This window comes from Falsiroseomonas frigidaquae (assembly GCF_012163145.1).
Taxonomy (GTDB): Bacteria; Pseudomonadota; Alphaproteobacteria; order Acetobacterales; family Acetobacteraceae; genus Falsiroseomonas; species Falsiroseomonas frigidaquae.
Window position 1 is genome coordinate 537,695 of record NZ_JAAVTX010000003.1, and the last position, 21,896, is coordinate 559,590.

16 protein-coding genes are annotated in these 21,896 nt (G+C 72.2%); 7 read left to right on the forward strand and 9 right to left on the reverse strand.

Annotated features, from left to right (window positions below; translation table 11 throughout):
• Positions 1-71: 71 nt before the first annotated feature.
• The 9 genes from xrtA to HB662_RS11610 are packed head-to-tail and all read right to left on the reverse strand — an operon-like array spanning position 72 to position 10,437.
• On the reverse strand, positions 72-1,559 hold the full coding sequence (xrtA, locus tag HB662_RS11570) for an exosortase A (RefSeq protein WP_168049859.1): 1,488 nt from the start codon (positions 1,557-1,559) through the stop codon (positions 72-74).
• Positions 1,556-2,773 (reverse strand): TIGR03087 family PEP-CTERM/XrtA system glycosyltransferase, encoded by a 1,218-nt coding sequence (locus HB662_RS11575; protein WP_168049860.1) that lies wholly within the window; start codon positions 2,771-2,773, stop codon positions 1,556-1,558. The genes xrtA and HB662_RS11575 overlap by 4 nt, the downstream gene beginning before the upstream one ends.
• Entirely contained in the window at positions 2,773-3,804 is a 1,032-nt protein-coding gene (locus HB662_RS11580; protein ID WP_168049861.1) for a FemAB family XrtA/PEP-CTERM system-associated protein, read from the reverse strand. Before HB662_RS11580 ends, HB662_RS11575 begins: the two co-directional genes overlap by 1 nt.
• Before the next feature lie 2 nt (positions 3,805-3,806).
• Positions 3,807-4,721 carry an XrtA system polysaccharide deacetylase gene (locus HB662_RS11585; protein ID WP_342449490.1) on the reverse strand — a complete coding sequence of 305 codons (915 nt, stop codon included), beginning with the start codon at positions 4,719-4,721 and terminating at the stop codon, positions 3,807-3,809.
• Positions 4,718-5,686 carry an AAA family ATPase gene (locus tag HB662_RS11590; RefSeq protein WP_168049862.1) on the reverse strand — a complete coding sequence of 323 codons (969 nt, stop codon included), beginning with the start codon at positions 5,684-5,686 and terminating at the stop codon, positions 4,718-4,720. Before HB662_RS11590 ends, HB662_RS11585 begins: the two co-directional genes overlap by 4 nt.
• Before the next feature lie 9 nt (positions 5,687-5,695).
• Entirely contained in the window at positions 5,696-7,390 is a 1,695-nt protein-coding gene (locus tag HB662_RS11595; RefSeq protein WP_168049863.1) for a porin family protein, read from the reverse strand.
• Positions 7,383-8,297, reverse strand: coding sequence for a P-loop NTPase family protein (locus HB662_RS11600; RefSeq protein ID WP_168049864.1), 915 nt, complete (start codon positions 8,295-8,297; stop codon positions 7,383-7,385). The genes HB662_RS11595 and HB662_RS11600 overlap by 8 nt, the downstream gene beginning before the upstream one ends.
• Positions 8,294-9,793 carry an XrtA system polysaccharide chain length determinant gene (locus HB662_RS11605; protein WP_168049865.1) on the reverse strand — a complete coding sequence of 500 codons (1,500 nt, stop codon included), beginning with the start codon at positions 9,791-9,793 and terminating at the stop codon, positions 8,294-8,296. Before HB662_RS11605 ends, HB662_RS11600 begins: the two co-directional genes overlap by 4 nt.
• A 2-nt stretch (positions 9,794-9,795) precedes the next feature.
• Positions 9,796-10,437, reverse strand: coding sequence for an XrtA/PEP-CTERM system exopolysaccharide export protein (locus tag HB662_RS11610; RefSeq protein ID WP_168049866.1), 642 nt, complete (start codon positions 10,435-10,437; stop codon positions 9,796-9,798).
• A gap of 327 nt (positions 10,438-10,764) precedes the next feature.
• Here HB662_RS11610 and HB662_RS11615 point away from each other — a divergent pair, with 327 nt between their 5' ends.
• From HB662_RS11615 to HB662_RS11645, 7 genes are all read left to right on the forward strand, one after another.
• On the forward strand, positions 10,765-12,096 hold the full coding sequence (locus HB662_RS11615) for an exopolysaccharide biosynthesis polyprenyl glycosylphosphotransferase (RefSeq protein ID WP_168049867.1): 1,332 nt from the start codon (positions 10,765-10,767) through the stop codon (positions 12,094-12,096).
• On the forward strand, positions 12,096-12,263 hold the full coding sequence (locus HB662_RS11620; protein WP_168049868.1) for a hypothetical protein: 168 nt from the start codon (positions 12,096-12,098) through the stop codon (positions 12,261-12,263). Before HB662_RS11615 ends, HB662_RS11620 begins: the two co-directional genes overlap by 1 nt.
• On the forward strand, positions 12,251-14,278 hold the full coding sequence (gene prsK / locus HB662_RS11625; RefSeq protein ID WP_168049869.1) for an XrtA/PEP-CTERM system histidine kinase PrsK: 2,028 nt from the start codon (positions 12,251-12,253) through the stop codon (positions 14,276-14,278). Before HB662_RS11620 ends, prsK begins: the two co-directional genes overlap by 13 nt.
• The gene (gene prsR, locus HB662_RS11630) at positions 14,275-15,660 is read left to right on the forward strand and encodes a PEP-CTERM-box response regulator transcription factor (RefSeq protein WP_168049870.1); all 1,386 of its coding nucleotides are present in this window, start codon (positions 14,275-14,277) and stop codon (positions 15,658-15,660) included. Before prsK ends, prsR begins: the two co-directional genes overlap by 4 nt.
• Positions 15,661-15,672: 12 nt before the next feature.
• Positions 15,673-18,444: an XrtA/PEP-CTERM system TPR-repeat protein PrsT gene (gene prsT / locus HB662_RS11635; protein WP_168049871.1), complete on the forward strand. Its 2,772-nt coding sequence runs from the start codon at positions 15,673-15,675 to the stop codon at positions 18,442-18,444.
• A gap of 100 nt (positions 18,445-18,544) precedes the next feature.
• Positions 18,545-19,810 carry a glycosyltransferase family 4 protein gene (locus HB662_RS11640; protein ID WP_209443240.1) on the forward strand — a complete coding sequence of 422 codons (1,266 nt, stop codon included), beginning with the start codon at positions 18,545-18,547 and terminating at the stop codon, positions 19,808-19,810.
• Positions 19,807-21,888, forward strand: coding sequence for a hypothetical protein (locus tag HB662_RS11645; protein WP_168049872.1), 2,082 nt, complete (start codon positions 19,807-19,809; stop codon positions 21,886-21,888). The genes HB662_RS11640 and HB662_RS11645 overlap by 4 nt, the downstream gene beginning before the upstream one ends.
• The last annotated feature ends 8 nt before the right edge of the window (positions 21,889-21,896 follow it).

Consider the following 21,896-nt stretch of genomic DNA (forward strand, 5'->3'; position numbering starts at 1 on the left):
TGTTATTTTTCATATGTTTATGCCGACTTGCGGCAGACCTGCCGGCGGGCCGTAAGGCCTGCCGACAGTCCTCAGGGTTGCAGGGAACGAACCGCTGCAACCGCGGCCAGCCCTTGCTGCTGCGCCGCCAGCACCTGGCGCATCACCCGCCGGGCCTGCGCCGCATCCGCCAGGGCCGAACCCTCCGGCGTCACCTGCACAACCGCCAGCACCGGCTGCGCCGTACCGCCACGCAGCGCCGATTGCGCCTGCGCAGCCCGCGAGCGCAGGCCATCCCCGGCCGGGGCGCCGTCGCGCCAGGCGGCAACCGCCACCAGCGCCGCCTGGCCGGAATCCTGCCGCACCTGCCAGGCCATGCCCGGCGCATGCACGCCGAAGGTCAGCGCCTCGTCATCCAGGGCGCCCGCGGCGGTGCGGCGGGCGGCGGCGATGGCGGACCAATTGCTGTCCGGGGCGAAGACCAGCAGCCGCGCGGTGACGAGGGTGCCGGCGCAACGCAGCGCCAGCCCGTCGGCGACACAATCCGCCACCGGCGCCAGGGCCACGTCCTGGGCCTGCGGTGGCGCCACGCCGGCATCCAGCCGCGCCGCCGCCAGCGGCCCCGTCGCCGCCAGCCCGACCACCAGGGCCGCCACCGCCACGCCACGCGCGGTCCCCACGGGATGCGGGCGCAGCGGCGCCAGCGGGTCCCGCGCCACCGGCGGCACCGCGCCATCCTCGCGGAAGGGCAGGCCCGCCAGCACCAGCAGCAGCAGCACGGCGGAGAAGAACACCCAGCCATAGATCAGGTGGTCGGCCGCCGCGGCCTCCGCGCTGCCCAGATGGTGGCCGAGCAGGACGATGCCCAGCGCGCGGATGCCGTTCGCCAGCACCGGCACGCCCACCGCCAGCAGCATCACCATCAGCCGCCGCCCCGGGCTGCGGAACATCACCAGCGCATACAGCGCGCCGAAGGCGATCGCCGCGATCAGGAAGCGCAGCCCGGCGCAGGCCTCCGCCACCAGGAAGGTGCCGGCTGGAATCTCGATGACCAGGCCATCGGCGTAATGCGGAATTTCGAGGAAGCGCAGCCCCACGAGGATCATCCGCAGGGTCACGTCCTGCAGGAACGGCGTGGCGAATTCACCGAAAGGCACCAGGAAGATCAGGTAGGCCAGCGGGGCTGCCATCGCCAAGGCGATGCGCCAGCCCAGCGTCGCCAGCACCAGAACCCAGACCAGCCCGATGACGACGAACTGCCGGCCCTCCATGATGCCCAGTCGTTCCGCCACCAGCCAGGCCAGGGCGCCGCCCAGCGCCGGCAGCGCCAGCAGCAGGGACGGCTCCGGCCGCAGCACGCGCAGCCGGTCCCGCCGCGCCCAGCCGAGCCAGATCGCGATCGGCAGCACCAGCCAGCAATGGGTATAGGCGGCGGAGCGGTCCCAGGTGGCGACGGCCGCCACCACCTCGGCCCGGAACAGCAGGCCGAGTGCCAGCAGGCCAAGGCCAAGCGCCAGCAGCGGCAGGCCCCAGGCGCCGCGCAGGCCGAGCGCAGGCCGGGTGGGCAGGATCACATTCATGCCGGCACCCTCTCCCGCAGCGGCAGCACTGCATCCAGGCGCCGCAGCGTGGCGCCCCAGTCATGCGCCTCCGTCACCGCCGCCCGCGCCCGCTCACCGAGGCCAGGATGCCGGCCGGCGAGCACGCCGCGCACCGCCTCCGCCATCGCCTCCGCCCCTTCGGCCACCAGGATGTCGCGGCCGGGCAGGGCCCGGACGCCTTCGAAGGCCTCCGGGCTGGCCACCACGGGGCGCGCCAGGGCCATCGCCTCCAGCACCTTGTTCTGGATGCCGCGGGCGATCCGCAGCGGCGCGACGGCGCAGGCCGCATGCGCGATCCAGGGCTGGATGCGCGGCACGGCCCCCGCGACATGCACGCCCGGCCGCGCCGCCAGCGCGCGCACGGCGGGTGCGGGATTGGCGCCGACGATGTGGAACTGCACGCCCTGCTGGTCCGCCAGGCGCGGCATCACATGCTCCGCGAACCAGCACACCGCCTCGACATTCGGCCGGTAATCCATGGTGCCGGTGAAAACGATGGCCCGCGTGCCGGGGGCGTAGGGGCTCGTGGTGGGCTGCGCCGGGTCGAAGGCCGTCAGGTCCACGCCATTGTCCACGTGGTCAACCCGCGCGGCGGATTCCGGCGCCATGGCGCGGAACTGCGCGGCCTCGGCGGCGGAGACGAACAGGGTGCGGTCGAAGGCCGCGGCGGCGCGGCGCTCGAAGGCCAGCAGCGTCCGTGCCTCCCGCGCCCAGACCTGGCGCATCGGCGGCCGCGCATCTTCGGCATAGGCGCGCCACTTCTCGGAATCGACATCGACCATGTCGAGCACGCGCCGCATGTCCGGGTGACGCTTCCCCATGACATAGGGCGCCATGGCGGAAGAATAGACGAAGCAGGCCTGGTGCGTGCCGGCGGCGAGATGCGCCTGCGTCCAGTCCCACAGCCCCTTCTCATGAAACCAGCCGAGGCTCAGCGGCAGGCCGGGGCGGCAGCGCAGCAGCGCCCGCAGCGCGGCCTGCCGGCGCGATCCGGTCTGCCGCGCCACGACGCTGGCGCAACGCGATTGCAGCACAGGCAGGTGGCGCAGATCGGCCGGGTCATCCACCAGGCAGCCGAGATCCACGTCCCACTTCTCCGCCAGCCGGTCCAGCATGTGCCAGGCGCGGATCTTGTCGCCCTTGTCCGGCGGGTAGGGGATGCGGTGGCACAGGAACAGCAGGCGCGGCTTCATCAGCCGAGACCCCGCACGATCTGCGGCCCGATCAGGTTCGCAACCTGCAGCGGCAGCCTGCGCCAGGCGGCAATCATCAGCTTGAACTTCGGATTGGCCGGATTGTTCTCCGCCAGCGTCGCGCCCTGGCGAAGCTGGTAGCAGTAGTGCAGCGGCTGCGCTTCGAACCCCCAGTTGCGTTTGAAGTCGAAGGCGCCTGTACCAGCCTTGCTGCGGCCGAAATCGAACATCCGCGCACCGCGTTCGGCGCCCGCGCGGCGCATCACTTCCCAGTACAGGAAGTCATTGGCCGCCAGCCCGCGCGCCTGCGGCGTGCCGCCGCCGTAATAGGGCAGCACCTCGTCGCGAAAGTGGAAGTTCAGAACGGCGGCCACCGGACGGTCCTCATGCAGCACCGTGGTCACGTCATGCTGGTCCGGGAATGCCTCGCCCAGGATGCGAAAATACTTCTCGGAGAAGACCGGCGTGCCGAGCGCATGGACCATGCGGGCATAGACATGATGCAGCCGCCGCGTATCGCGGTCGGACACGCTGGTCAGGCCGTTGGAGATGCCCTTGCGGACCATCGCGCGCTGCTTGCGCGGAATCGCCTTCATGTCCGCCTCAGCATCGCCGGTGATGGCGCGGCGGAAGGTGTGGTGCAACGCGGGGCGCTCGGCCCAGCCTTCATCCGCGGCATCGCGCCGCCGGAATTCCAGGCTCGGCACGCCGGTGCGGCGCATCAGGTCCATGGCGTGGGATTCCAGCGCAGCGGCGGCCTGCGGCGTGGCGGCCACTGGCCCGCCATAGACGCAGAACGGCGTCGAGATCAGCGCATCGCCGAACAGCAGCGTCTTCATCCGCGCCAGCGGCAGCACGCCGACGATGGCGCCATCCTGTTCCGCATAGGCGTAGTGGGTGCGGTGGCCGAAGGCACGCTCGATCACCTGCCGCCAGGGCGACAGGTGGAAGAAGGTGGCGTCCGGCGTACGGTGGACGAAATCATCCCAGGCGGCGCTGGCGCCGTCGTCCAATTCGCGGATTCGCACCATGCTCACCCCGCCATCGCGCGCAGCTTGGCGGGCATGGCCGGCTCCGCCAGTTCGAGTGCGAAGACATCGGACATGCTGCCCCAGGCGAAGTCGCGCAGCAGCCGGTCCAGCCGCGCGCCCATCGTCGGCAGGCCGGTGTAGTGGCGGAAGCGGGATAGCGGCCTCGCCTGGAAGACGCGCGGCTGCTCCGGGTCCAGCTCCCACGGGTGGAAGTAGAAGATGCCGGGGCGGGCCTCCATCTGGTTCACCCGCTGCAAGCCGGCTCGGAACAACTGGTACGGCGCCAGCCGGAACCAGCCGCCACCGGAGCACGGCAGGGAGCGGCCAAAGGCGCGCACCGTCGTCATCGGCAGTTCCAGCACGCCATCCGGATGCGGCCGGTGCGGCCCGCGCGGCGCATCGGGCGCGCCGTACAGATCGTGCTTCACCGGGAAGATGGAGGAGGAGTAGCGGTAGCCTTCCTCCGCCAGGACCTGATGCGCCCAGGGCGTATGCGGCCCGATCGAGAAGGTCGGCGCGCGGTAGCCACGCACGGCGACGCCGCCGGCATCCTCCAGCAGCATCCGGGCCTTGCGGATATCGGCGCGGAACGCCTCGGCGCCGATCGCATCGACGCGCTCATGCCCGTTGCCATGGCTGGCGAGTTCATGCCCCGCATCGACGATGCGCCGCACCAGCGCCGGGTAGCGCTGCGCCACCCAGCCCAGGGTGAAGAAGGTGGCCCGCACGCCGGCTTCGGCGAAGCGTTCCAGCACCTGCTCGGTATTCGCCTCGACGCGGCAGGACAGGTAGTCCCATTCGTCGCGCGGGATCGCATCGGCGAAGGCCTGGACCTGGAACCAGTCCTCGACATCCACACTCATCGCGTTGCGGATGCGGTTGCCCTCGGGCTGGGCGTTGCTGTTGTGCCAATTCACCGGTGCGTCCTCCGCCCACCACCGAACAGGTCGGCCATCTGCTGGAATACCCGTTCGCGGCGCGCGGTCAGGTTCTCCAGCGCCTCGATCCGGTTCTCGATATCGCGCAGCACCACGCCGGCATCGGGCGCGGGCATGCCGAAAAGCTGGCTGTGGGCGCCGCCGCCGAGGTCTTCCTCCAGCTCGATCGCCGTCGCCTCCACCAGCGGCGCGGTCAGCACGTCGGCGCGTTCCAGCGCGGCGCCGAGCAGCACGCGGGAACACAGGCGGTTGATGCGGCGGGGGATGCCCTCGCTGTGGCGATGCACCAGGTCCAGCGCGCCGGTGTCCCAGCGCGGATGATCCAGCCAGCCCACCGCGCGCATGCGGTGCTCGACATAGGCGTGGGTTTCCTCACGCGACAGCGCGCCGAGGTGGTAGCAGGCCAGCACGCGCTGGCGCAGCTGGTCCAGGTCCGGGCTGGCCAGCGTGCGGCGCAGCTGCGGCTGGCCGAGCAGGATGGTCTGCATCGGCGCCTGCCCGCCTTCCGTCACGTTGGACAGCATGCGCAGTTCCTCCAGCGCCGGCGGCGCCAGGCCCTGCGCCTCGTCCACGATCAGCAGGTAGCGCCGGTCGCCGTTGCGCAGCGCGGCGGAGATGCCGCGCAGCACGGCGGCCTTGTTGCCCTCCGGCTCCGCGCCGAAGGCATCCGCCACCAGCCGCAGCAGGTCGTCGCCCGCCACCTGCGTGGTGGAGACGCGCGCCACCGCGAAGCCGGTCGGGTCGAGCTGGCTGCACAGCCGCTCCACCAGCGTGGTCTTGCCGGCGCCGACCTCCCCGGTCACCACGACGAAGCCCTCGCGCTGCGCAATGCCGTACAGCAGGTGCGCATAGGCACGCGCATGCACGGAGCTCTCGTAGAACAGCCTGGCATCCGGTGTCATCTGGAACGGATGCGCTCGGAAACCGTAGATCTCGCCTAGCATCGCGGGCTCCTAGAAGGTTTGGCGCAAGCCGATGAGAATGAAGTTCTGCGTCGAGGTGCCGCTGCCGCTCACCTGTTCCCGCCGGCTGCTGGCCAATTGCAGCGTGACGGAGGTGTTCTCCCGCAGCTCATGCACGAAGGTCAGGCTCGCGCTCATCACGGTGCCGTCGTTGTTCAGGTCGCTGCTGGTGCGGCCGTATTGGAGGAAGCCGATGGCATTGGTGCGCGGCGTCAGCGCATGCGACCAGGTGAAGCCGGCGGAGGTGCCACGCTGGCCGAAGCTCCTGCCGCCCGCGGCGACGGAAACCGGCGTGCGCTCCTCCCGCGTCACGGTCAGGGCGAAGGTGTCCCGCGGCCAGGTCTGCACGATGGCGGCGGAGGCACTTTTCACCCGCACCAGGCTGGTCTGGCTGCCCAGGAAGGACCCGCTGAACGGCCGTATCACCGGCAGGCCGGTGGACAGGTCGATCGGGTTGCCGAACTGGTCGAGCGACGTGGCCGAAAGCAGGTCCGCCGCCTCCAGCGCACCGGTGCTCAGCGTCTCCGCATAGCGGCCCGAGATCCGCGTGCGGCCACCGACATCAAAGCCCCCATCGAAGGAGAAGGAATTGAAGCCGTTGCGCCGCCCATAGCGGACGGTCATCTGGCTGGTGTCGGAGAAGTCGAAGCGCGCACCGACCGACCAGATCGGCTCGTCGATATCGATGCCCGGCGTGCCGGCGAAGCGCTGCTGCTCGTAGCCGCCCTGCAGCAGCACCGAGAAGCCGCGCAGGATGGCATAGCGCGCCTCGACCGAGCCGAGGCGGCGATAGGCGCCGTCCAGCACGCCGTCGCCGATGTAGGAAGTGGCCTCCAGCCGCCCCTCCATCGCCAGCCGGCCGAAATCCGGCCCGGTCCGCACCACCGCATAACCCTCATGCGCGGTGAAGGACTGCGCCGCGGTGCCACCCTGCACGCCGGGCGTCGAAAGGCCCGGCTGCAACGCCAGCACCGGGTCGTCGCCGCTCTGGTCGACATACTGGAAGGCGTAGCCGATCTGCGCCGTTGCGGTATCGCCGAAGCGGTGCACGATGTAGGGCGAGACCTGGAAGCTGGTGGTCTGCAGCCGGTCGCGGTCGTTGGTGACGATATTGCCCTCGGGCGCGAAGCCGCCGGCAATGCTCTGCACCGAGGATGCGCCACGCACATCGAGAAACACCGTCCCCGGCACCACGCTGAGCAGCGCCTGGCCGTTGAAGTTCTGGTCGATGCGATCCTGGTCGCCATTCTCCGCATGGAAGCGGGCACTCGGCGTGTAGCTCAGCACGCCCTGCAGCCGCGCAGTGTCTGCGGACACCAGCACGCCGGGCGTGATGGTGGTGAAGACGTCGCCGCTTTTCCGGTTGGGGCTGTTGAACAGATTGTCCGTCGCCACCGCCTGCACCGACAGGCTCGGCACGATGGTCCACGGACGACCGGAGGGGGCCGTCTCCGTCGGCGGCGCGCCGGTGACGGGAAAGCCGAACTGGCCGATGCGGATCGGCGGCGCGGTCGAGGGCACAACCTCCGTCCCCCGCGCAGCCGCGCTCTCGGCCTGCGCCGCGGCGCGGACGGAGGGAAGGGAGCCGGGGCCGGTGGAGCCGGGCAGCGGCGGGCTGGCGGCAATCGCCGGCCCCGCGGCCACCGCCAGCGCCATGGCGGCGCCGCGCAGGATCATGTCAGCCATCGGCGGTCGCCGCGGGATCGCCAAAGCTGTCATCACTGCTCATCCGGCTCTGGTTCAGCATGAGCTGAAGCACCGGGCAGGCCTCCAGTACATCCAGCGCGGCTTCCACCGCATCGCGCGGCGTCTGCTCGGCGCGCACCACCAGCAGCACCTGCCCGACCATCGCGGCCAGTGTCGGTGCGTCGCTGGAGGACAGCGCCGCAGGCGTGTCCAGCAGCACCACGTGCCGCGGCAGCGCCACCGCCACCGCCCGCAGCGCGGCGGCCAGGGCCGCGCTGCTCGGCGCCGCCTGGCCGGGCTGGCGCGCGCCGTAGGGCAGCACGGAAAGGCCGGTGATGGCGGTGGTCCGCAGCAGCAGCGAAACCGGCTGCGCGGGGTCCTGCGCCAGCGCCCGCAGGCCCGGCGCATCCGCCAGGCCGAGCCGCTGCGAAACCCCGCCATCGACATCGACCAGCAGCACCGGCTGCCCGGTGCCTGCGGCCAGGCTGGCGGCGAGGTTCAGCGCCATGAAGCTCTTGCCCTCCTCCGCCTTGGCGCTGGTCAGCATCACCAGCTGGCGGCAGGTGGTGGCGTTGCGCGCCGCATCGACGGGCGGCATGGCGCGCAGCACCTGGTTCTGGATCAGCGCCAGCTCCTCCGCCAACCGCGTGCGGGCTTCCGCCTGCGGCTCGAAGGCCAGCCCCGCATCGCGCAGCGCCTGCATGTCCACCGCCGGCGGCGGCGCCACCGGCGCCTGCGCGAAGCTCTCCGCATTGCGCGACACCTCCCGCAACGGCGCCTGGCTGGTGGAGGCCAGCCCCGGCGGGGCCAGCGTGTCCGGCGCCAGGGTCTCCACCCCGCGCAACGGACCCATCGCAGCCACCGCGCGCTCAGCGAGGTGGGTGCGCGGTGCGCTCATTCCGGTCATGCCAGCAGCATCCTTGCAATGAGGCGGGGCGCATCCGCGAGCACGGCGCCGAAGGCGACGAACAACAAGGCCAGGCCACCGGCAAAGCCGATGCCGGACAACACCGCACCGCGACGCGGCGGGGCGGAGACGGCACCCAGCACAGGAAGACCGATGCGGCGCAGGTCGGCCAGCGTGTAGAAGCTGCGGTCGAACTGCATCAGCAACAGCACCAGCCCGACCCCGGCGCCGAGGCCCACCACCAGCACGCCGGCCGAGAGCAGCAGGCGGTTCGGCGCCACCGGCTGCGCCGGCACCGTCGGCGGGTCCACCACCTCCAGCTGCACACGATCGGAACTATCGCGCGCCGCGCCGGCGAGTTGCAGCGATTCCCGCCGCGCCAGCAGTTCATCATAATTGCGGCGCAACACCGTGTAGTCGCGGTCCAGGTTCTGGAACTGCGCCTGCACCTGCGGAGCACTGCGGGCGATCTCGTCCAGGCGCTCGACCTCCGCCAGGCCCTCGCGTTCCTGGCGTTCCAGCGAGGCGATCTGCGATTCGGCATCGACCAGCCGCACCCGCAGCAACTCCAGCGCCTGGTTCAGCGGCTGTGCCGCCGCAGTGCGCGTGCCGCCACCGCCACCGCCGGCGGCGCGGGCCGCATTCACCTCGCCCATCGCGGCGCGGACATCGGGGTGCGCGTCGGTGTAGCGCAGCCGCAGCGCCGCCAGGGCGCGTTGCGCCTCCGCCAGGCGCGGATTGCCGCCGCCGGTGACGACCGGCGCGGGCGCATCCGCCATCTCATCGAGCTGCTGCTGTGTCAGGTCGCGGCGGCGCCGCGCATCGATCAGCTCGCCCTGCACCTGGGTCAGGCGTGCCCGCGCGGATTCGAGGCGGGAGGAACCGCCGAGCGCATCGGATGGCAGGATATCCAGGTAGCGCGCGCGGAAATCGGCGCGCCGGCTTTCCGCCTGGCGAAGCTGCACCTCATAGGATGCGATCTGCTGCGAGACGAAGCTGCGCGCATTGTCCATCTGCTGGCGGTCGGTGACGGTCGCCGCTTCCATGAACAGGTTCAGCGCCGTCGCCACCACATCATGTGCCAGCCGCGGGTCGCGGTCCTGGAACTCGATGGTGAACAGGTTGCGCGTCTGCGTGCGGATGCGGATGTCGCGCGCCAGGCGGTTGAGCATCTGCTCGCGGCTGACCGCATCCTGCACCTGCGCCTCGAGCCGCGTGCGGGCGATGATCTTCTCCAGGTTGGGGCGCGACAGCAGCGTGCGCTGCAGCGTCTCCACCTGGCTGGCCGGGGAGCTGTCGATGGCGATGCCGCGCAGCAGCAGGCCGAGGATGGCATCCGCATCGGCATAGATGCGCGTGGTGGCGGCGTACTGGTTCGGGATCAGCGTGACCCCGGCCCAGCCGCCGAGGCACACCACCCAGGCCAGCGCCAGCGCACGCCACCGATGCCGTGCGCCGGCGGCCAGGACGCGGCGGAGCAGCCCGTGCAGGTCCATGGTCAGAACCAGCCTTGCGGGATGACCAGCGTGTCGCCCGGCTGCATCGCGACATCCTGCGAGATGTCGCCGCCGCGCAGCAGGTCATCCAGCCGCACCGGGATCACCTGCGGCGTCTCGCCACCAGGCGGGCGGCGGATGATCTCGGCGCGGTTGCCGGCGGCGTAGCGCGTCAGCCCGCGGGCATTAATCATTACGTCCAGCACGCTGAGACCTTCGCGGTACGGGATCGCCAGCGGCTGCGTCGCCTCGCCGATCACGCGGATCTGCCGGCTGGGCTGCCCGACGAAGGACTGCACCATGACGGTGACATTCGGCTCCCGCACATACTCCTTCAATTCCTGCTCGAGCGCGCGGGCGAGTTCGCTGGGGGAACGACCCGCGGCCTCGATGTCCGGCACCAGCGGCAGGGAGATGCGGCCGTCCGGCCGCACCGGCAGCGCCGTGGCACTGAGTTCGGGTGCGCGATAGACGAACACGTTCAGCGTATCGCCCGGGCCGATCAGGTAGCTGCTGGCCGCGGCCGTTTCCGCATTGGCGGCGGGCAGCGCCGGGGGTGCGCCTGCACAGCCGGCAAGCCCGGCGGTGAGCCCAAGGGCGAGGGCGGACCAGGCCGGGATGCCTGCAAAGCGGAAGCTCTTCATGCCGATGGCCTCTGGCTGGAGGAAAGCGGGCCGTGGGGGCCGGGAGGATACCCGGACCGGCGTCGCCTCTGAGGGCAGGAGCGATACAAAACTGCGTCCGCCAGCGCTATCTAAAATTTAAGTCGTCGCTTTCACGCGGAATGCAAACAGCGCACATCTCATGTACTTCAATGCAAAGTTTTACCAAAATTGGCGGTTATGTTTATGCAGAATGCAGCTTCCTGCCATTTTTGCCTAAATCATCTCATTTACAATATTTTGTGATTATTATTCGGATCGCGTTTGTTCAGCGATGTCGCATTATGCTGGCTGAAGAGGGCGACACTCATGACAAATTTGTTTGGCCACAGCGTACGATCCGAAGTCTTGGCGCTGTGTCTCGGCGAGGCTGCGGCAGTCTTCGTTTGTGTCCTCGGGCTGCTGGTCGTGGGCGGCCCTTTCGGCGCTGCCGAGGGCGCCCCGTCTGCCGTGGCGCTGGCGGCGATCACCGCGGCAACCGTGCTGCTGGTGGCCGGCGCCGTCGGGCTCTACGAGCCTTCCACCCTGGCGGGGCTGCGGGCCACGCTGGTCTCCGGCCTTGTCGGCACCACCATCCTTCTGCTGCTGTCCGTTCTGGCACTGCAGTTCACGGCGGGCGATGGCATCAGCCCGGTGCAGCGGCATGCGCTGGTCTCCGTGCTGCTCGGCACCGCCGTCGCAATCCTGTTCACGCGGCTCGGCTTCCTGCTGCTGCGCCCGCCGCTGCGCCGGCTGGCGCTGGTCGGCGCGGAGAAGCCTGGCGCGGACAAGCCGGATCGCGGCTACGCGCCCTTCGAGGTGACGCTGGCGCTGCCGATGGCGGAGGCCCTGTCGCAGGCCATCACGCGCGGTCGCCTGCGGGCCTGGCGCGTCTGGGCGGTGGTCGCGCCGTCCCGCACGCCGCTGCCGGCGGATACGCGGCAACATTGTGCGGCCGCTGGCGTACATGTCTTCACCGCCGCTGAATTCAGCGAGCATGGTCTCAATCGCCTGGATCTCGAAACCCTCCCCGCAGGCTGGCTCGCCACCGCCAAGGCGGCACATACCAGCCGCGCCGAGGCGGCGCTGCGGCGCGGGTTCGACATATTCGTGGCAAGCTCCCTGCTGCTGCTGACGCTGCCGTTACTGCTGGTCACCATGCTGGCGATCCGCCTCGATAGCCGCGGGCCGATCTTCTACCGGCAGGAACGTGTCGGCCAGAACAACCGGCCCTTCATGCTGTTCAAGTTCCGCAGCATGGTGACGGATGCCGAGGCCGGCGGCGTGGCGCGCTGGGCGATCCGCGGCGATCCGCGCGTCACGCGCATCGGCCGCATCATGCGGCTGACCCGCATCGACGAGATCCCGCAGGCCATCAACGTGCTGCGCGGCGACATGTCCGTCGTCGGCCCGCGCCCGGAACGGCCCACCTTCGTGGCGCAGCTCGGCGAGATCATCCCGCACTACCACGACCGCGCCATCGTGAAGCCAGGCATCACCGGCTGGGCCCAGGTGAACTATCCCTACGGCGCTTCCGTCGAGGATGCGCGCATGAAGCTGGCCTACGACCTGTACTATGTGCGGCGCCGCAGCCTGCTGCTGGACCTGCTGATCCTGCTGTCCACGGTGCGCGTGGTGCTGTTCCAGGAAGGCGCCCGCTGATGCCCGGCGCGGCGCGTCCAATGATCTCCGGCGCGGCGCGCCTGCTGGTCTCTGGCGCGGCGCGCCTGGTGGTGTCCGGCGCGGCGCGCCTGCTGGTGTCCGGCGCGGCGCGCTCGCTGGCACAGCGCGGCGCGAGCCGGGCGGGGCTGCCGTCATGGTCACGGTGAATGCCGTGGCCACGCTATGGCTGCACGCCGCCGCGGCGGTGCTGTGCCTCGGCTGGGCCGCGCTGATCCTCGCTTGCGGGCGGCTGCGCGCCACCCTGCCGCTGGCGCTGGCCTGCCTGGCGGCGGCGGCCTGGGCGGCGGCGGTGGCCTGGCGGCCCGCGGCACCGCTGGCCGGAATTTCCGGCGCGCTGGAGATCCTGCGCAGCGCCGCCTGGTTCGTTCTGCTGCTGCTGCTGTCGCATCGCTACGGCGGCAGCACCGCCACACCGCAGGCCTGGCGCTTCGCCGCCGTCGGAGGCGTGGTAACGCTGCTGGCACTGGGCGCGCTGCTGCCCGATGGACCGCAGCTGCCCACCCTCGGCTCGCCGGGGCTGATGGCGCGGCTCGGCCTGGCGCTGCTGGTGCTGCTGGTGGCGGAGAACCTGTACCGGAACGCAGATCGTGCGGCGCGCTGGCATGTGATCCTGCCCTGCCTGACGCTCGGCGGCCTGTCCGCCTTCGACGTGGTGCTGCACGCGGATGCCGCGCTGCACCGCTTCTATGCCCCGGCGCTGCTGGATGCGCGGGCGGTGCTGACGGCGCTGGCCATGCCGCTGCTGGTGCTCGCCGCGCTGCGCGACCGGCGCTGGCGCCGCAACCCGCCGGTCTCCCGCCAGGTGGTGTTCCATGGCGCAACGCTGGTGATCGCCGGCACCTTCCTGACCGGCGTCGGCGCGGTGGGGGAAGGGTTGCGGCAATTCGGCACGGACTGGGGCGGCGCGGCGCAGGTCAGCCTGCTGGCCGGCGCGGTGCTGGCGATCGCGGTCGCCGCATCCTCCGCCTCCATGCGGTCCCACATCCGGCGGCGCGTGGTGGACCATTTCTTCGCCGCGCGGTTCGACTACCGCGCCGAGTGGCTGCGCTGCGTCGCCACGCTGTCCGCCCAGCATGCGGAAGCGGAACAACGCGCCATAATCGCCATCGCGGACCCGGTGGACAGCCCCGCGGGCCTGCTGCTGCTGCGCGATGCGCCGGATGCCGCCCTGCGCTGGGCCGGGTCCTGGAACCTGCCGGTGCAGGACATCGTGCTGCCGCCGGACCATGCGCTGGTCGGCGCGCTGCGCGATGGCACGCATATCGTCACCGATGTGCCGCGCGACCTGGCGACGGACCTGGCGCCGCTCTGGCTCGCGGTGCCGCTGCGGCATCACCGGGACGGGCTGCTCGGCCTCGTGCTGCTGGCGCCGCCGCGCGCCCGGTTCAACCTGGATGCGGAGGTCTTCGACCTGCTGCGCGCCGTGGGGCGCGAGGTTGCGATGTTCCTGTCCGAGCGCCGCGCCGCCGAACGCCTGCACGACCAGCGCGCGCTGGCCGACCACGCCCGCCGCTTCGCCTTCGTGGCGCATGACGTGAAGAACGTCGCCAGCCAGCTCACCCTCGTGCTCGCCAATGCCGAGCACAACATTTCCGATCCGGAGTTCCAGCAGGACATGCTGCTGACCGTCGGCGCCTCCGCCCAGCGCATCAACGCGCTGATCGCGCGGCTGCGGGAGCCGGAGGCGGAACAGCCGCCGGCCCGTATCGCGCCGCTGGAGATGGTGCAGACGGTGCTGCGGGAGGTGGCGCATCCGGTGGAGATCGAGGCCGCGGAGCCCGAGGCCTGCTGCATCGCCATCGCACCGGACCGTTTCGCCGCCGCGCTGCGCCACCTGCTGGACAACGCGATCGAGGCCTCGCCCGCCGGCGATCCGGTGCGCATCGCGCTGCGGCGGGAGGCTGACCGCGTGCTGCTCGACATCATCGACCGCGGCCCCGGCATGACGCCTGAATTCGTCCGCGACCGGCTGTTCCGCCCCCTCGTCTCCGGCCGCGCCGACGGCAACGGCATCGGCGCCTGGCAGGCGCGCGACCTGTTGCGCGGTGCCGGCGGCGACCTGCTGGCGCTCAGCACCCCGGGCGCCGGCACCACCATGCGCCTGACCCTGCCCTGCCAGCCGGCAGCCAGGCCCACGCAACTGCAGGAGATCGCGGCATGAGCAAGCCGAAGCTGCTGGTCGTGGAGGATGATCCCGGCCTCTGCGCGCAATATCGCTGGGCCTTCCCCGCCTGGCGCGTCGTCATCGCCAATGACCGCCGGCAGGCGGAGGCGATGGCGAAGCGCGAACAGCCTTCCGCCGTGCTGCTCGACCTCGGCCTGCCGCCGGATGCGGAGGGCGTGGCCGAGGGCTTCGCCACCCTCGCCGCGCTGCGCGGGCTGTCGCCCGGCCTGCCCATCATCGTCGCCAGCGGCCAGGGGCAGCGGGAGACGATGCTGCGCGCGGTCGGCCTCGGCGCCTATGATTTCTGCGAGAAGCCGGTCGATCTCGACGTGCTGCGCACCATCCTCGACCGCGCCCTGCATGTGCGCACGCTGGAGGAGGAGAACCAGCGCCTCGCCGCCGCGCCGCGCCCGAGCCCGATCGCGGACATCATCACCGCCGATGAATCGATGCTGAAGCTGTGCCGCAGCATCGAGCGCCTGGCCACCGTTTCCGTCCCCGTGTTGCTGCTGGGCGAAAGCGGCACCGGCAAGGAAGCCCTGGCCCGCGCCCTGCACCAGCTCGGTCCGCGGGCCGCAAAGCCCTTCATCGCGCTGAACTGCGCCGCGATCCCGGAGACGCTGCTGGAAAGCGAGCTGTTCGGCCATGAGCGCGGCGCCTTCACCGGCGCGGTGCGGCAGGTCACCGGGCAGATCGAGGCGGCGAATGGCGGCACGCTGTTCCTGGACGAGATCGGCGACCTGCCGATGTCGCTGCAGGCCAAGCTGCTGCGCTTCCTGCAGGACCAGGTGATCGAACGCATCGGCGGCCGCACCAGGATCCGCGTCGATGTGCGCGTCGTCTCCGCCACCAACCAGCCGCTGGAGGCGCAGGCGGAGACCGGCGGCTTCCGGCAGGACCTGCTGTACCGGCTGAATGCGCTGACGCTGCGCGTGCCGCCGCTGCGCGAGCGTGGCGGCGATTCGCTGCTGCTGGCGCGCTGGTTCCTGGCGCGCCACGGGCAGGAGGCGCAGCGCCGCCTGCGCGGCTTCGACGACACCGCGCTCGCAGCCATCGCGGCGCATCCCTGGCCCGGCAATGTGCGGGAGCTGGGCAACCGCATCCAGCGCGCCGCGCTGATGTCGGAGGGCCCGCTGGTCAGCGCCGCCGATCTGGAGCTGGCGCAGGCCGCACCCGACGTGGCGCCGGAGAGCGAGGACCTCGACCTGCGCGCTGCGCGGGCGCGGGCGGAACGGGAGATCATCGGCAGGGCCCTGGCGCGCTGCAATGGCAGCCTGTCCGCCGCCGCTCGCCTGCTCGGCATCAGCCGCCCGACGCTTTACGACCTGCTCGAGACGCATGGGCTTTCGCCGCAACGTGCCGACGCGCACCCGTCCTGACGGAGACCGACCATGGCCCGCAACAAGTACCGCCTGCCCGCCTGGACCCTCGCCGCCCTGATGGCAGCGACGGCGCCCGCCTTCGCCGATGCCGCGGACCGCGCCCGCGCCGCCGCCGCGCGCGGCGAATTGCGCGCCGCGCAGATCGAATGGCGCAATGCCGTGCGCGAAAGCCCGGAGGATGGCGCCATCCGCATCGGCCTGGCGGAAGCCAGCCTGCGGATCGGTGACGTGGACACGGCGGCGCGGGAAGCCCGCGCGGCGCTGGAACGCGGCCATGATCCGCAGGGCAGCACCACCGCGCTGCTGCTGCGGACCTACCTGGTGCAGGGCCGCGCGCGCGAACTGCTCGCCGATTTCCCGCAGGCCGAAACGCCGCCCGCCGCCGCCGGGCAGATCGCCGCGGCGCGCGCCCTGGCGCATCTGCTGCTGCGCGACGTGCCCGCGGCGCGGGAAGCAGTGGCGACGGCGGAACGCCTGGCGCCCGGCGTCGCGCAGCCCGGCCTCGCCGCAGTGGCGCTGGCGCTGACCGAGGGCAACCGCCAGGCCGCGGAGGCGCGGTTGGACAAGGTGCTGGAAGCCCACCCCGAGGTGGACGAGGCGTGGCTCCGCAAGGGGTCGTTGCAGCTCGACCGCGGCGATCGCGCAGGCGCCATCGAAAGCTTCGGCCGCGTCGTCGCCCGCTCGCCCAATGACGTGCAGGCGCGGCTGCGCCGGGCGGAGGCGTTGCTGCGCGACAACAAGGCGGAGGCGGCGGCACAGGACATCGACGCCGCGCTGACCATCACGCCGAACAACCCGACCGCGATCTATCTGCGCGCAATGCAGTTCGGCAGCCAGAGCGATTGGCAGCAGGCCGATTCCACGCTGCAACGCATCGGCGGCCAGCTCGGCAACTTCCCCGACGGCTTCCTGTTGCTGGCGCTGGCGAAAAGCGGCCTCGGCCAGAAGGCCCAGGCCGAAGATGCGGCGCGGCGGCATGTCGCGCGGTTTCCGGATGACCCGCGCGGCGCCAGGCTGCTCGCCGGCATGGCGATGGCCGCCGGGCGCCCCGCCGAGGCCGCCGCGGTGCTGACCCGCGCGACGCAGAACCGCCCACGCGACGCGGCGCTGTACGATGCGCTGGGTCGCGCGCAGACCGCCGCCGGCCGCCCCGACCTGGCGGTGCAGGCGCTGGCGGAAGCGGCGCGGATCACGCCCGAGGATTCGGCGCTGCTGGCGCGGCTGGGCATCGCCCGCATGGCCACCGGCGATGCCGCCGGCGCGGAGGGCGCGGTGGAGCGTTCGCTCGACCTCGGCCCGGCGCAGCCCGGGGCACGGGAAATGTTGGCCGCCGCCGCCCTGGCGCGCGGCGACCTCGACGCCGCGGCGGCGGAGCTGGAACAGCTCGACGCCACCGCGCGGCAGGGGGAAATGGCCGGCGTGCTGGAAGGCACCCTGCGGCTGCTGCGCCTCGATCTCGCCGGCGCCCGCAGCGCGTTTGAAAGCGTGGTCGCGCGCAAGCCGGCCACCGTGGCCGGGCGGCTCGGCCTGGCCCGCGTGATGGTGCTGCAGAATGACGCCGCGGCGGCCGTGCCGCTGCTCGGCGCGGTGCTGCGCGAACAGCCCAACAACAACGAGGCGGCGACGCGCCTGGCCGCGCTGGCGCAATCGCAGACCGAGGTGGCGCCGGCCGCCGAGGCAGCGCTGATCGCGGCGCAGCAGGCCAACCCCGCCGCCGCCCGGCTGGCGCTGAACCGCGCCGGGCTGCTGCTGCGGCGCGGCGAACCGGCCGCCGCGCTGGCGCTGCTGGATACGCAACCGCTGCGCAACCAGCGCGGCGTCGCGCTGCCCCTGGCGCGCGCCGAATTGCATGCCGCGCTGGAGCAGTTCGACGCGGCAGAGACCGCGGCGCGGGAGGCGATGGCGGAGGATCCGTCCTCCGTTCCCGCCCGCCGCCGCCTGGCCGCGCTGCTGATGCGCAAGGACGACAAGCGCGGCGCGGAAACGCTGCTGCGCCAGGGTCTGCGCGAGGCCCCGGACGATGCCGGCCTGCAGCAGGCGCTGCTTGGCGTGCTGCGCGACGGCGGCGGGGCGGAGGCAGCCAGCGCCGAGGCGGAACGCCTGGCCCGCGCGCCGAACGCCCCGACCAGCGCCCGCGCCCTGCCCGGCGACCTGCTGATGAGCCAGCGGCGCCATGCGGAAGCGGCGGAAGCCTATGCCGCGGCACAGGCCCGCGCGCCGGCTGCCCTGCTGGTGCTGCGGCAGGTCGCGGCGCTGCGGGCCGCTGGCCGCGTGCCGGAGGCGACGCGCGTGCTGGAAGCCTGGGTGGCACAGAACCCCGAGGATACGGCGGCACTCGGCACGCTGGCGCAGTTCGACCTGCTGGCTTCACGCTACCCGCAGGCCGAGGAGCGGCTGCGCCGCGTGGTCGCGGCGGCGCCTGAGAATGCGATGGCACTGAACAACCTGGCCTGGGTGCTCAGCGAACAGGGCGAGGCGAAGTTGCCGGAAGCGCGTGGCTTTGCCGAACGCGCCTATTACCTCGCCCCCAGCCCGAACACGGCGGATACGCTGGGCTGGATCCTGGCACGCAGCGGGGAGCCGCAGATGGCGGTGACGCTGCTGCGCCAGGCGGTCGCGACGGGCCAGCAGCCGGCCGCCAGCTACCACCTGGCCTTCGCGCTGCACCAGGCCGGCGATGCCGATGCGGCGCGCCGCGTGCTGGAGCCGCTGCTGGCCTCGGATGCCAGCTTCCCGGACCGCGCGGCGGCGGAACGCCTGCGCGCCACGCTGGCGAATTGACGCGGCCGATGCACCGCGGAGGCAGATTAACGCCACCAATGCGGCGCGGCGGCGAAATGACGGCGCCGATGCGGCGCAGGCCCGAAGGAGGCCAAGGTTGATGCCACCGGACCAGACCCTCGTCCTGCCCGAGACGCGGCCCGTGCCGCGCAGCGCGCCGACGCCAGCCAGGAAGCTGCGGCTGCTGACCTTCAGCACGCTGTACCCGAATGCGGCGCAGCCCAACCACGGCGTCTTCGTCGAGAACCGCCTGCGCCACCTGGTGGCCAGCGGCGCGGCGGGCAGCACCGTGCTGGCGCCCGTGCCGTATTTCCCCTTCGCCGCTGCCGCACGGCTCGGCGGGGCGCGTATGCAGGGCTGGGCGCGCTATGCCGGCATCCCGGCGCGGGAGGAAAGGCACGGGCTGGCGGTGCATCATCCGCGCTTCGCCGCGCTGCCCGGCATCGGCATGCTGACCGGCCCGGCCACGCTGTATGCCAGCGCACGCCGCGCGCTAGCCCGGCTGCTGGCGGAGGGCCACCGCTTCGATGCCATCGATGCGCACTACGTCTATCCGGACGGCGTCGCCGCCGTGTGGCTCGGGCATGAATTCGGGCTGCCGGTGGTGATCACCGCGCGCGGCTCCGACATCTCCCAATTGCCGAACCATGCGGTGCCGCGACGCCTGATCCAGCACGCCATCCGGCGCGCCGATGCGCTGATCTCCGTCAGCGTCGGGCTGAAGGACGGGCTGGTGGCGCTGGGTGCGCCGGCTGGCAAGGTGACGGTGCTGCGCAACGGCGTGGACCTGCAGGCCTTCCGGCCGACCGGGGACCGCCTGGAAACCCGCGCGGCGTTCGGCATCGGCTGCGGGCCGCTGCTGCTCTCGGTCGGGCACCTGATCCCGCGCAAGGGGCATGATCTGATCCTGCGCGCCCTGCCGCTGCTGCCGGGCCACGCCCTGATGATACTCGGTGAGGGGCCGGAACGCGCTGCGCTGCAGGCACTGGCCGAGAAGCTGGGCGTGGCGGACCGCGTGCATCTGCTGGGCGCACGGCCGCATGCGGAACTGCCGCGCTTCTACAGCGCCGCCGATGCGCTGGTCCTGGCATCCTCCCGCGAAGGCTGGGCGAATGTGCTGCTGGAATCGATGGCCTGCGGCACGCCAGTGGTGGCCAGCCCCGCCTGGGGCAGCCGCGAGGCGGTCCGCAGCCCGGCCGCCGGCCTGGTGCTGGAGGAAACCACGCCGGAAGCGATCGCCGCCGGCCTGCGCCGCCTGCTGACCGCGCGCCCGGACCGGGACGCGACACGCCGCTATGCCGAGGGCTTCGGCTGGGAGGATACGACGCAGGGCCAGCTTTCGGTGTTCCGCGAGGTGCTGGCATGAGGCTGACGCGGCGCGGACTGGCCGCCACGATGGGCGGGCTGGCGATATCCGGCTGCGCCAATCCGGCCGGCGCGCAAGGCGGCGTGGTCCAGGCCGCGCCGATGCCCTGCCTGGAGCGGGCTGGGGATGTGGTGGGCCTGGTGCTGGAGGGCAGCGGTGCCCCCGCCGGGCGCATCGTCACCTTCGGCCAGGTCTTCCGCCCCGGCGACCTGCCGCGCGATGCCGGGCTGGTGGCCCGGCTGGCAGATGGCCGCGCCCTGCCGCTGCAGGCCGACATCAAGGTGCGCCACGCCGATGGCTCCGCCCGGATCGCGCTGCTGTCGCTGGCCGCACCCGCTCTGGCACGCGGCGCGCGGGCGGGGGTGATCCTGTCCCGTGGTGCCGCCGGCCCCGGCGCGGCTTTCGACACCGCGCCCGCGCTGGCGCGGCACAGCGCCATCCTGCATCTGGGCGACCAGCGGATCGACCTGCTGGGCGCCCTGCGCCAGGCGCGGCAGCCCGCCGGCCTTTGGCAATCCGGGCCGCTGGCGGTGCAGGCGCGGCTGATGCAGCCGGTCGAGATCGGCCGCGTCACCTCGCTGCGCGTGGTCGCCGACGTGGCCCTGCTGGCGGATGGCGAGATGGCGGTGGAGCTGTGGCTGCGCAACGACGGCGCCATGCGTCCGGGCGGCGGCGCCGAGGCCTATACCGCGCGCCTGCTGCTGGATGGGCGGGAGGCGCTGGTGGCGGAAATTCCGCGCCACCACCACTACACCGGCTGGGGCCGCCTGCTCCACACCGGGCCGCCGCCGCCGCTGCCGCGGCACGATGCCGCCTACCTGGCGGATGCCGGCGCCGCGCCGCGCTACGACCTGTCCACCGGCGTCGCGGCTTCGCTGCTGGCCAGCATGGGCAACCGGGTGCAGGAGCCCGCCTGGCAGCAGGCGCTCGGCCCGCGCCATGTCACGCAGCAGATGGGCCGCGCCGGCGGGCGGGCGGATATCGGGCCGATGACCATGCCGCAGGCGGTCTGGCTGCAGACCGGCGATCCGCGCGCGGCCGCCTTCGCCATCGGCCAGGCGGAAGCCGCCGGCAGCATCCCCTGGCATTTCTGGGACAGCGCGGCGGATCGCTGGATGGATACGCGGCGCTGGCCGCAGCTATGGACCGATGGCCGCGGCGGCGCGCCGCCGGGCGGGCTGGCGCAGCCGATCGCGGGCGATACCGGCTGGCAGCTCGCATCATCCCACCAGCCGGACCTGGCGACGCTGCCCTGGCTGCTGACCGGCCGCCGCGCCTTCCTCGACGAGATGCAGGCGCAGGCCTGCTGGTGCGTGCTCGGCCAATGGCCACGGCAGCGCGGCACGCCTGGCCGGCCCGGCGTGGCGGAGGGCGTGAACGTGGTTCGCGGCAACCAGGTGCGCGGCGCGGCCTGGTCGCTGCGCCAGCTCGACAACGCTGCCTGGGCGACCCCGGAGGAGGAGCCCAACGCGCCGTGGCTGCAGGAGGCGGCGGCGGCGAACTGGGCATGGCTGCGCCAGCAGACCCCGCGCTGGACGCGCAGCCAGGGCGAGGCGCATGGCTGGGTGCCCGGCGAATACGGCACCGCCGGCATGCTGCCGCCCTGGCAGCAGGACTACCTGGCTTCCTCCGTCGCCGCCGCGGCGCGGCGCGGCAATGCGGATGCGCGGGCGGTGCTGGGGTGGATGACGAACTTCCTCGCCGGGCGGTTCCTGATGGGATCGGCGGGATTCACGCCGCATGACGGCGTCGCCTATCTGCTGGCGATCCGCGCCGATGCCGATGCCGGCAACCCGATCCGCGACTGGGGTGAGCTCGGTACGGCGATGCGCGCGCAGTCGATGACGAATGGCGATGGCTGGCGCAAGACCGAAGGCGCCTCCGCCCAGCTTGCCCTGCAGGCACTGGCGCAGGTGATGGACGTGACCGAGGCCGGGGCGGCGCGCGTCGCCTATGAATGGCTGCGGAAGGCGGATGCGCCCTTCACCAGCGTGGCGGATTACCGGCGCGACCCGATGCTGAACATCGTGCCGCGCGACATGCCGCTGGTTCCCGGCAGCGTGCCGCGCTGCCGGTAGCGCGGGGC

What these genes read in the sequence shown, in the direction of transcription:
- xrtA (WP_168049859.1), bottom strand. Translation starts at nt 1,559, where the DNA reads ATGAATGTGATCCTGCCCACCCGGCCTGCGCTCGGCCTGCGCGGCGCC.
- HB662_RS11575 (WP_168049860.1), bottom strand. Translation starts at nt 2,773, where the DNA reads ATGAAGCCGCGCCTGCTGTTCCTGTGCCACCGCATCCCCTACCCGCCG.
- HB662_RS11580 (WP_168049861.1), bottom strand. Translation starts at nt 3,804, where the DNA reads ATGGTGCGAATCCGCGAATTGGACGACGGCGCCAGCGCCGCCTGGGAT.
- HB662_RS11590 (WP_168049862.1), bottom strand. Translation starts at nt 5,686, where the DNA reads ATGCTAGGCGAGATCTACGGTTTCCGAGCGCATCCGTTCCAGATGACA.
- HB662_RS11595 (WP_168049863.1), bottom strand. Translation starts at nt 7,390, where the DNA reads ATGGCTGACATGATCCTGCGCGGCGCCGCCATGGCGCTGGCGGTGGCC.
- HB662_RS11600 (WP_168049864.1), bottom strand. Translation starts at nt 8,297, where the DNA reads ATGACCGGAATGAGCGCACCGCGCACCCACCTCGCTGAGCGCGCGGTG.
- HB662_RS11605 (WP_168049865.1), bottom strand. Translation starts at nt 9,793, where the DNA reads ATGGACCTGCACGGGCTGCTCCGCCGCGTCCTGGCCGCCGGCGCACGG.
- HB662_RS11610 (WP_168049866.1), bottom strand. Translation starts at nt 10,437, where the DNA reads ATGAAGAGCTTCCGCTTTGCAGGCATCCCGGCCTGGTCCGCCCTCGCC.
- HB662_RS11615 (WP_168049867.1), top strand. Translation starts at nt 10,765, where the DNA reads ATGACAAATTTGTTTGGCCACAGCGTACGATCCGAAGTCTTGGCGCTG.
- HB662_RS11620 (WP_168049868.1), top strand. Translation starts at nt 12,096, where the DNA reads ATGCCCGGCGCGGCGCGTCCAATGATCTCCGGCGCGGCGCGCCTGCTG.
- prsK (WP_168049869.1), top strand. Translation starts at nt 12,251, where the DNA reads ATGGTCACGGTGAATGCCGTGGCCACGCTATGGCTGCACGCCGCCGCG.
- prsR (WP_168049870.1), top strand. Translation starts at nt 14,275, where the DNA reads ATGAGCAAGCCGAAGCTGCTGGTCGTGGAGGATGATCCCGGCCTCTGC.
- prsT (WP_168049871.1), top strand. Translation starts at nt 15,673, where the DNA reads ATGGCCCGCAACAAGTACCGCCTGCCCGCCTGGACCCTCGCCGCCCTG.
- HB662_RS11640 (WP_209443240.1), top strand. Translation starts at nt 18,545, where the DNA reads ATGCCACCGGACCAGACCCTCGTCCTGCCCGAGACGCGGCCCGTGCCG.
- HB662_RS11645 (WP_168049872.1), top strand. Translation starts at nt 19,807, where the DNA reads ATGAGGCTGACGCGGCGCGGACTGGCCGCCACGATGGGCGGGCTGGCG.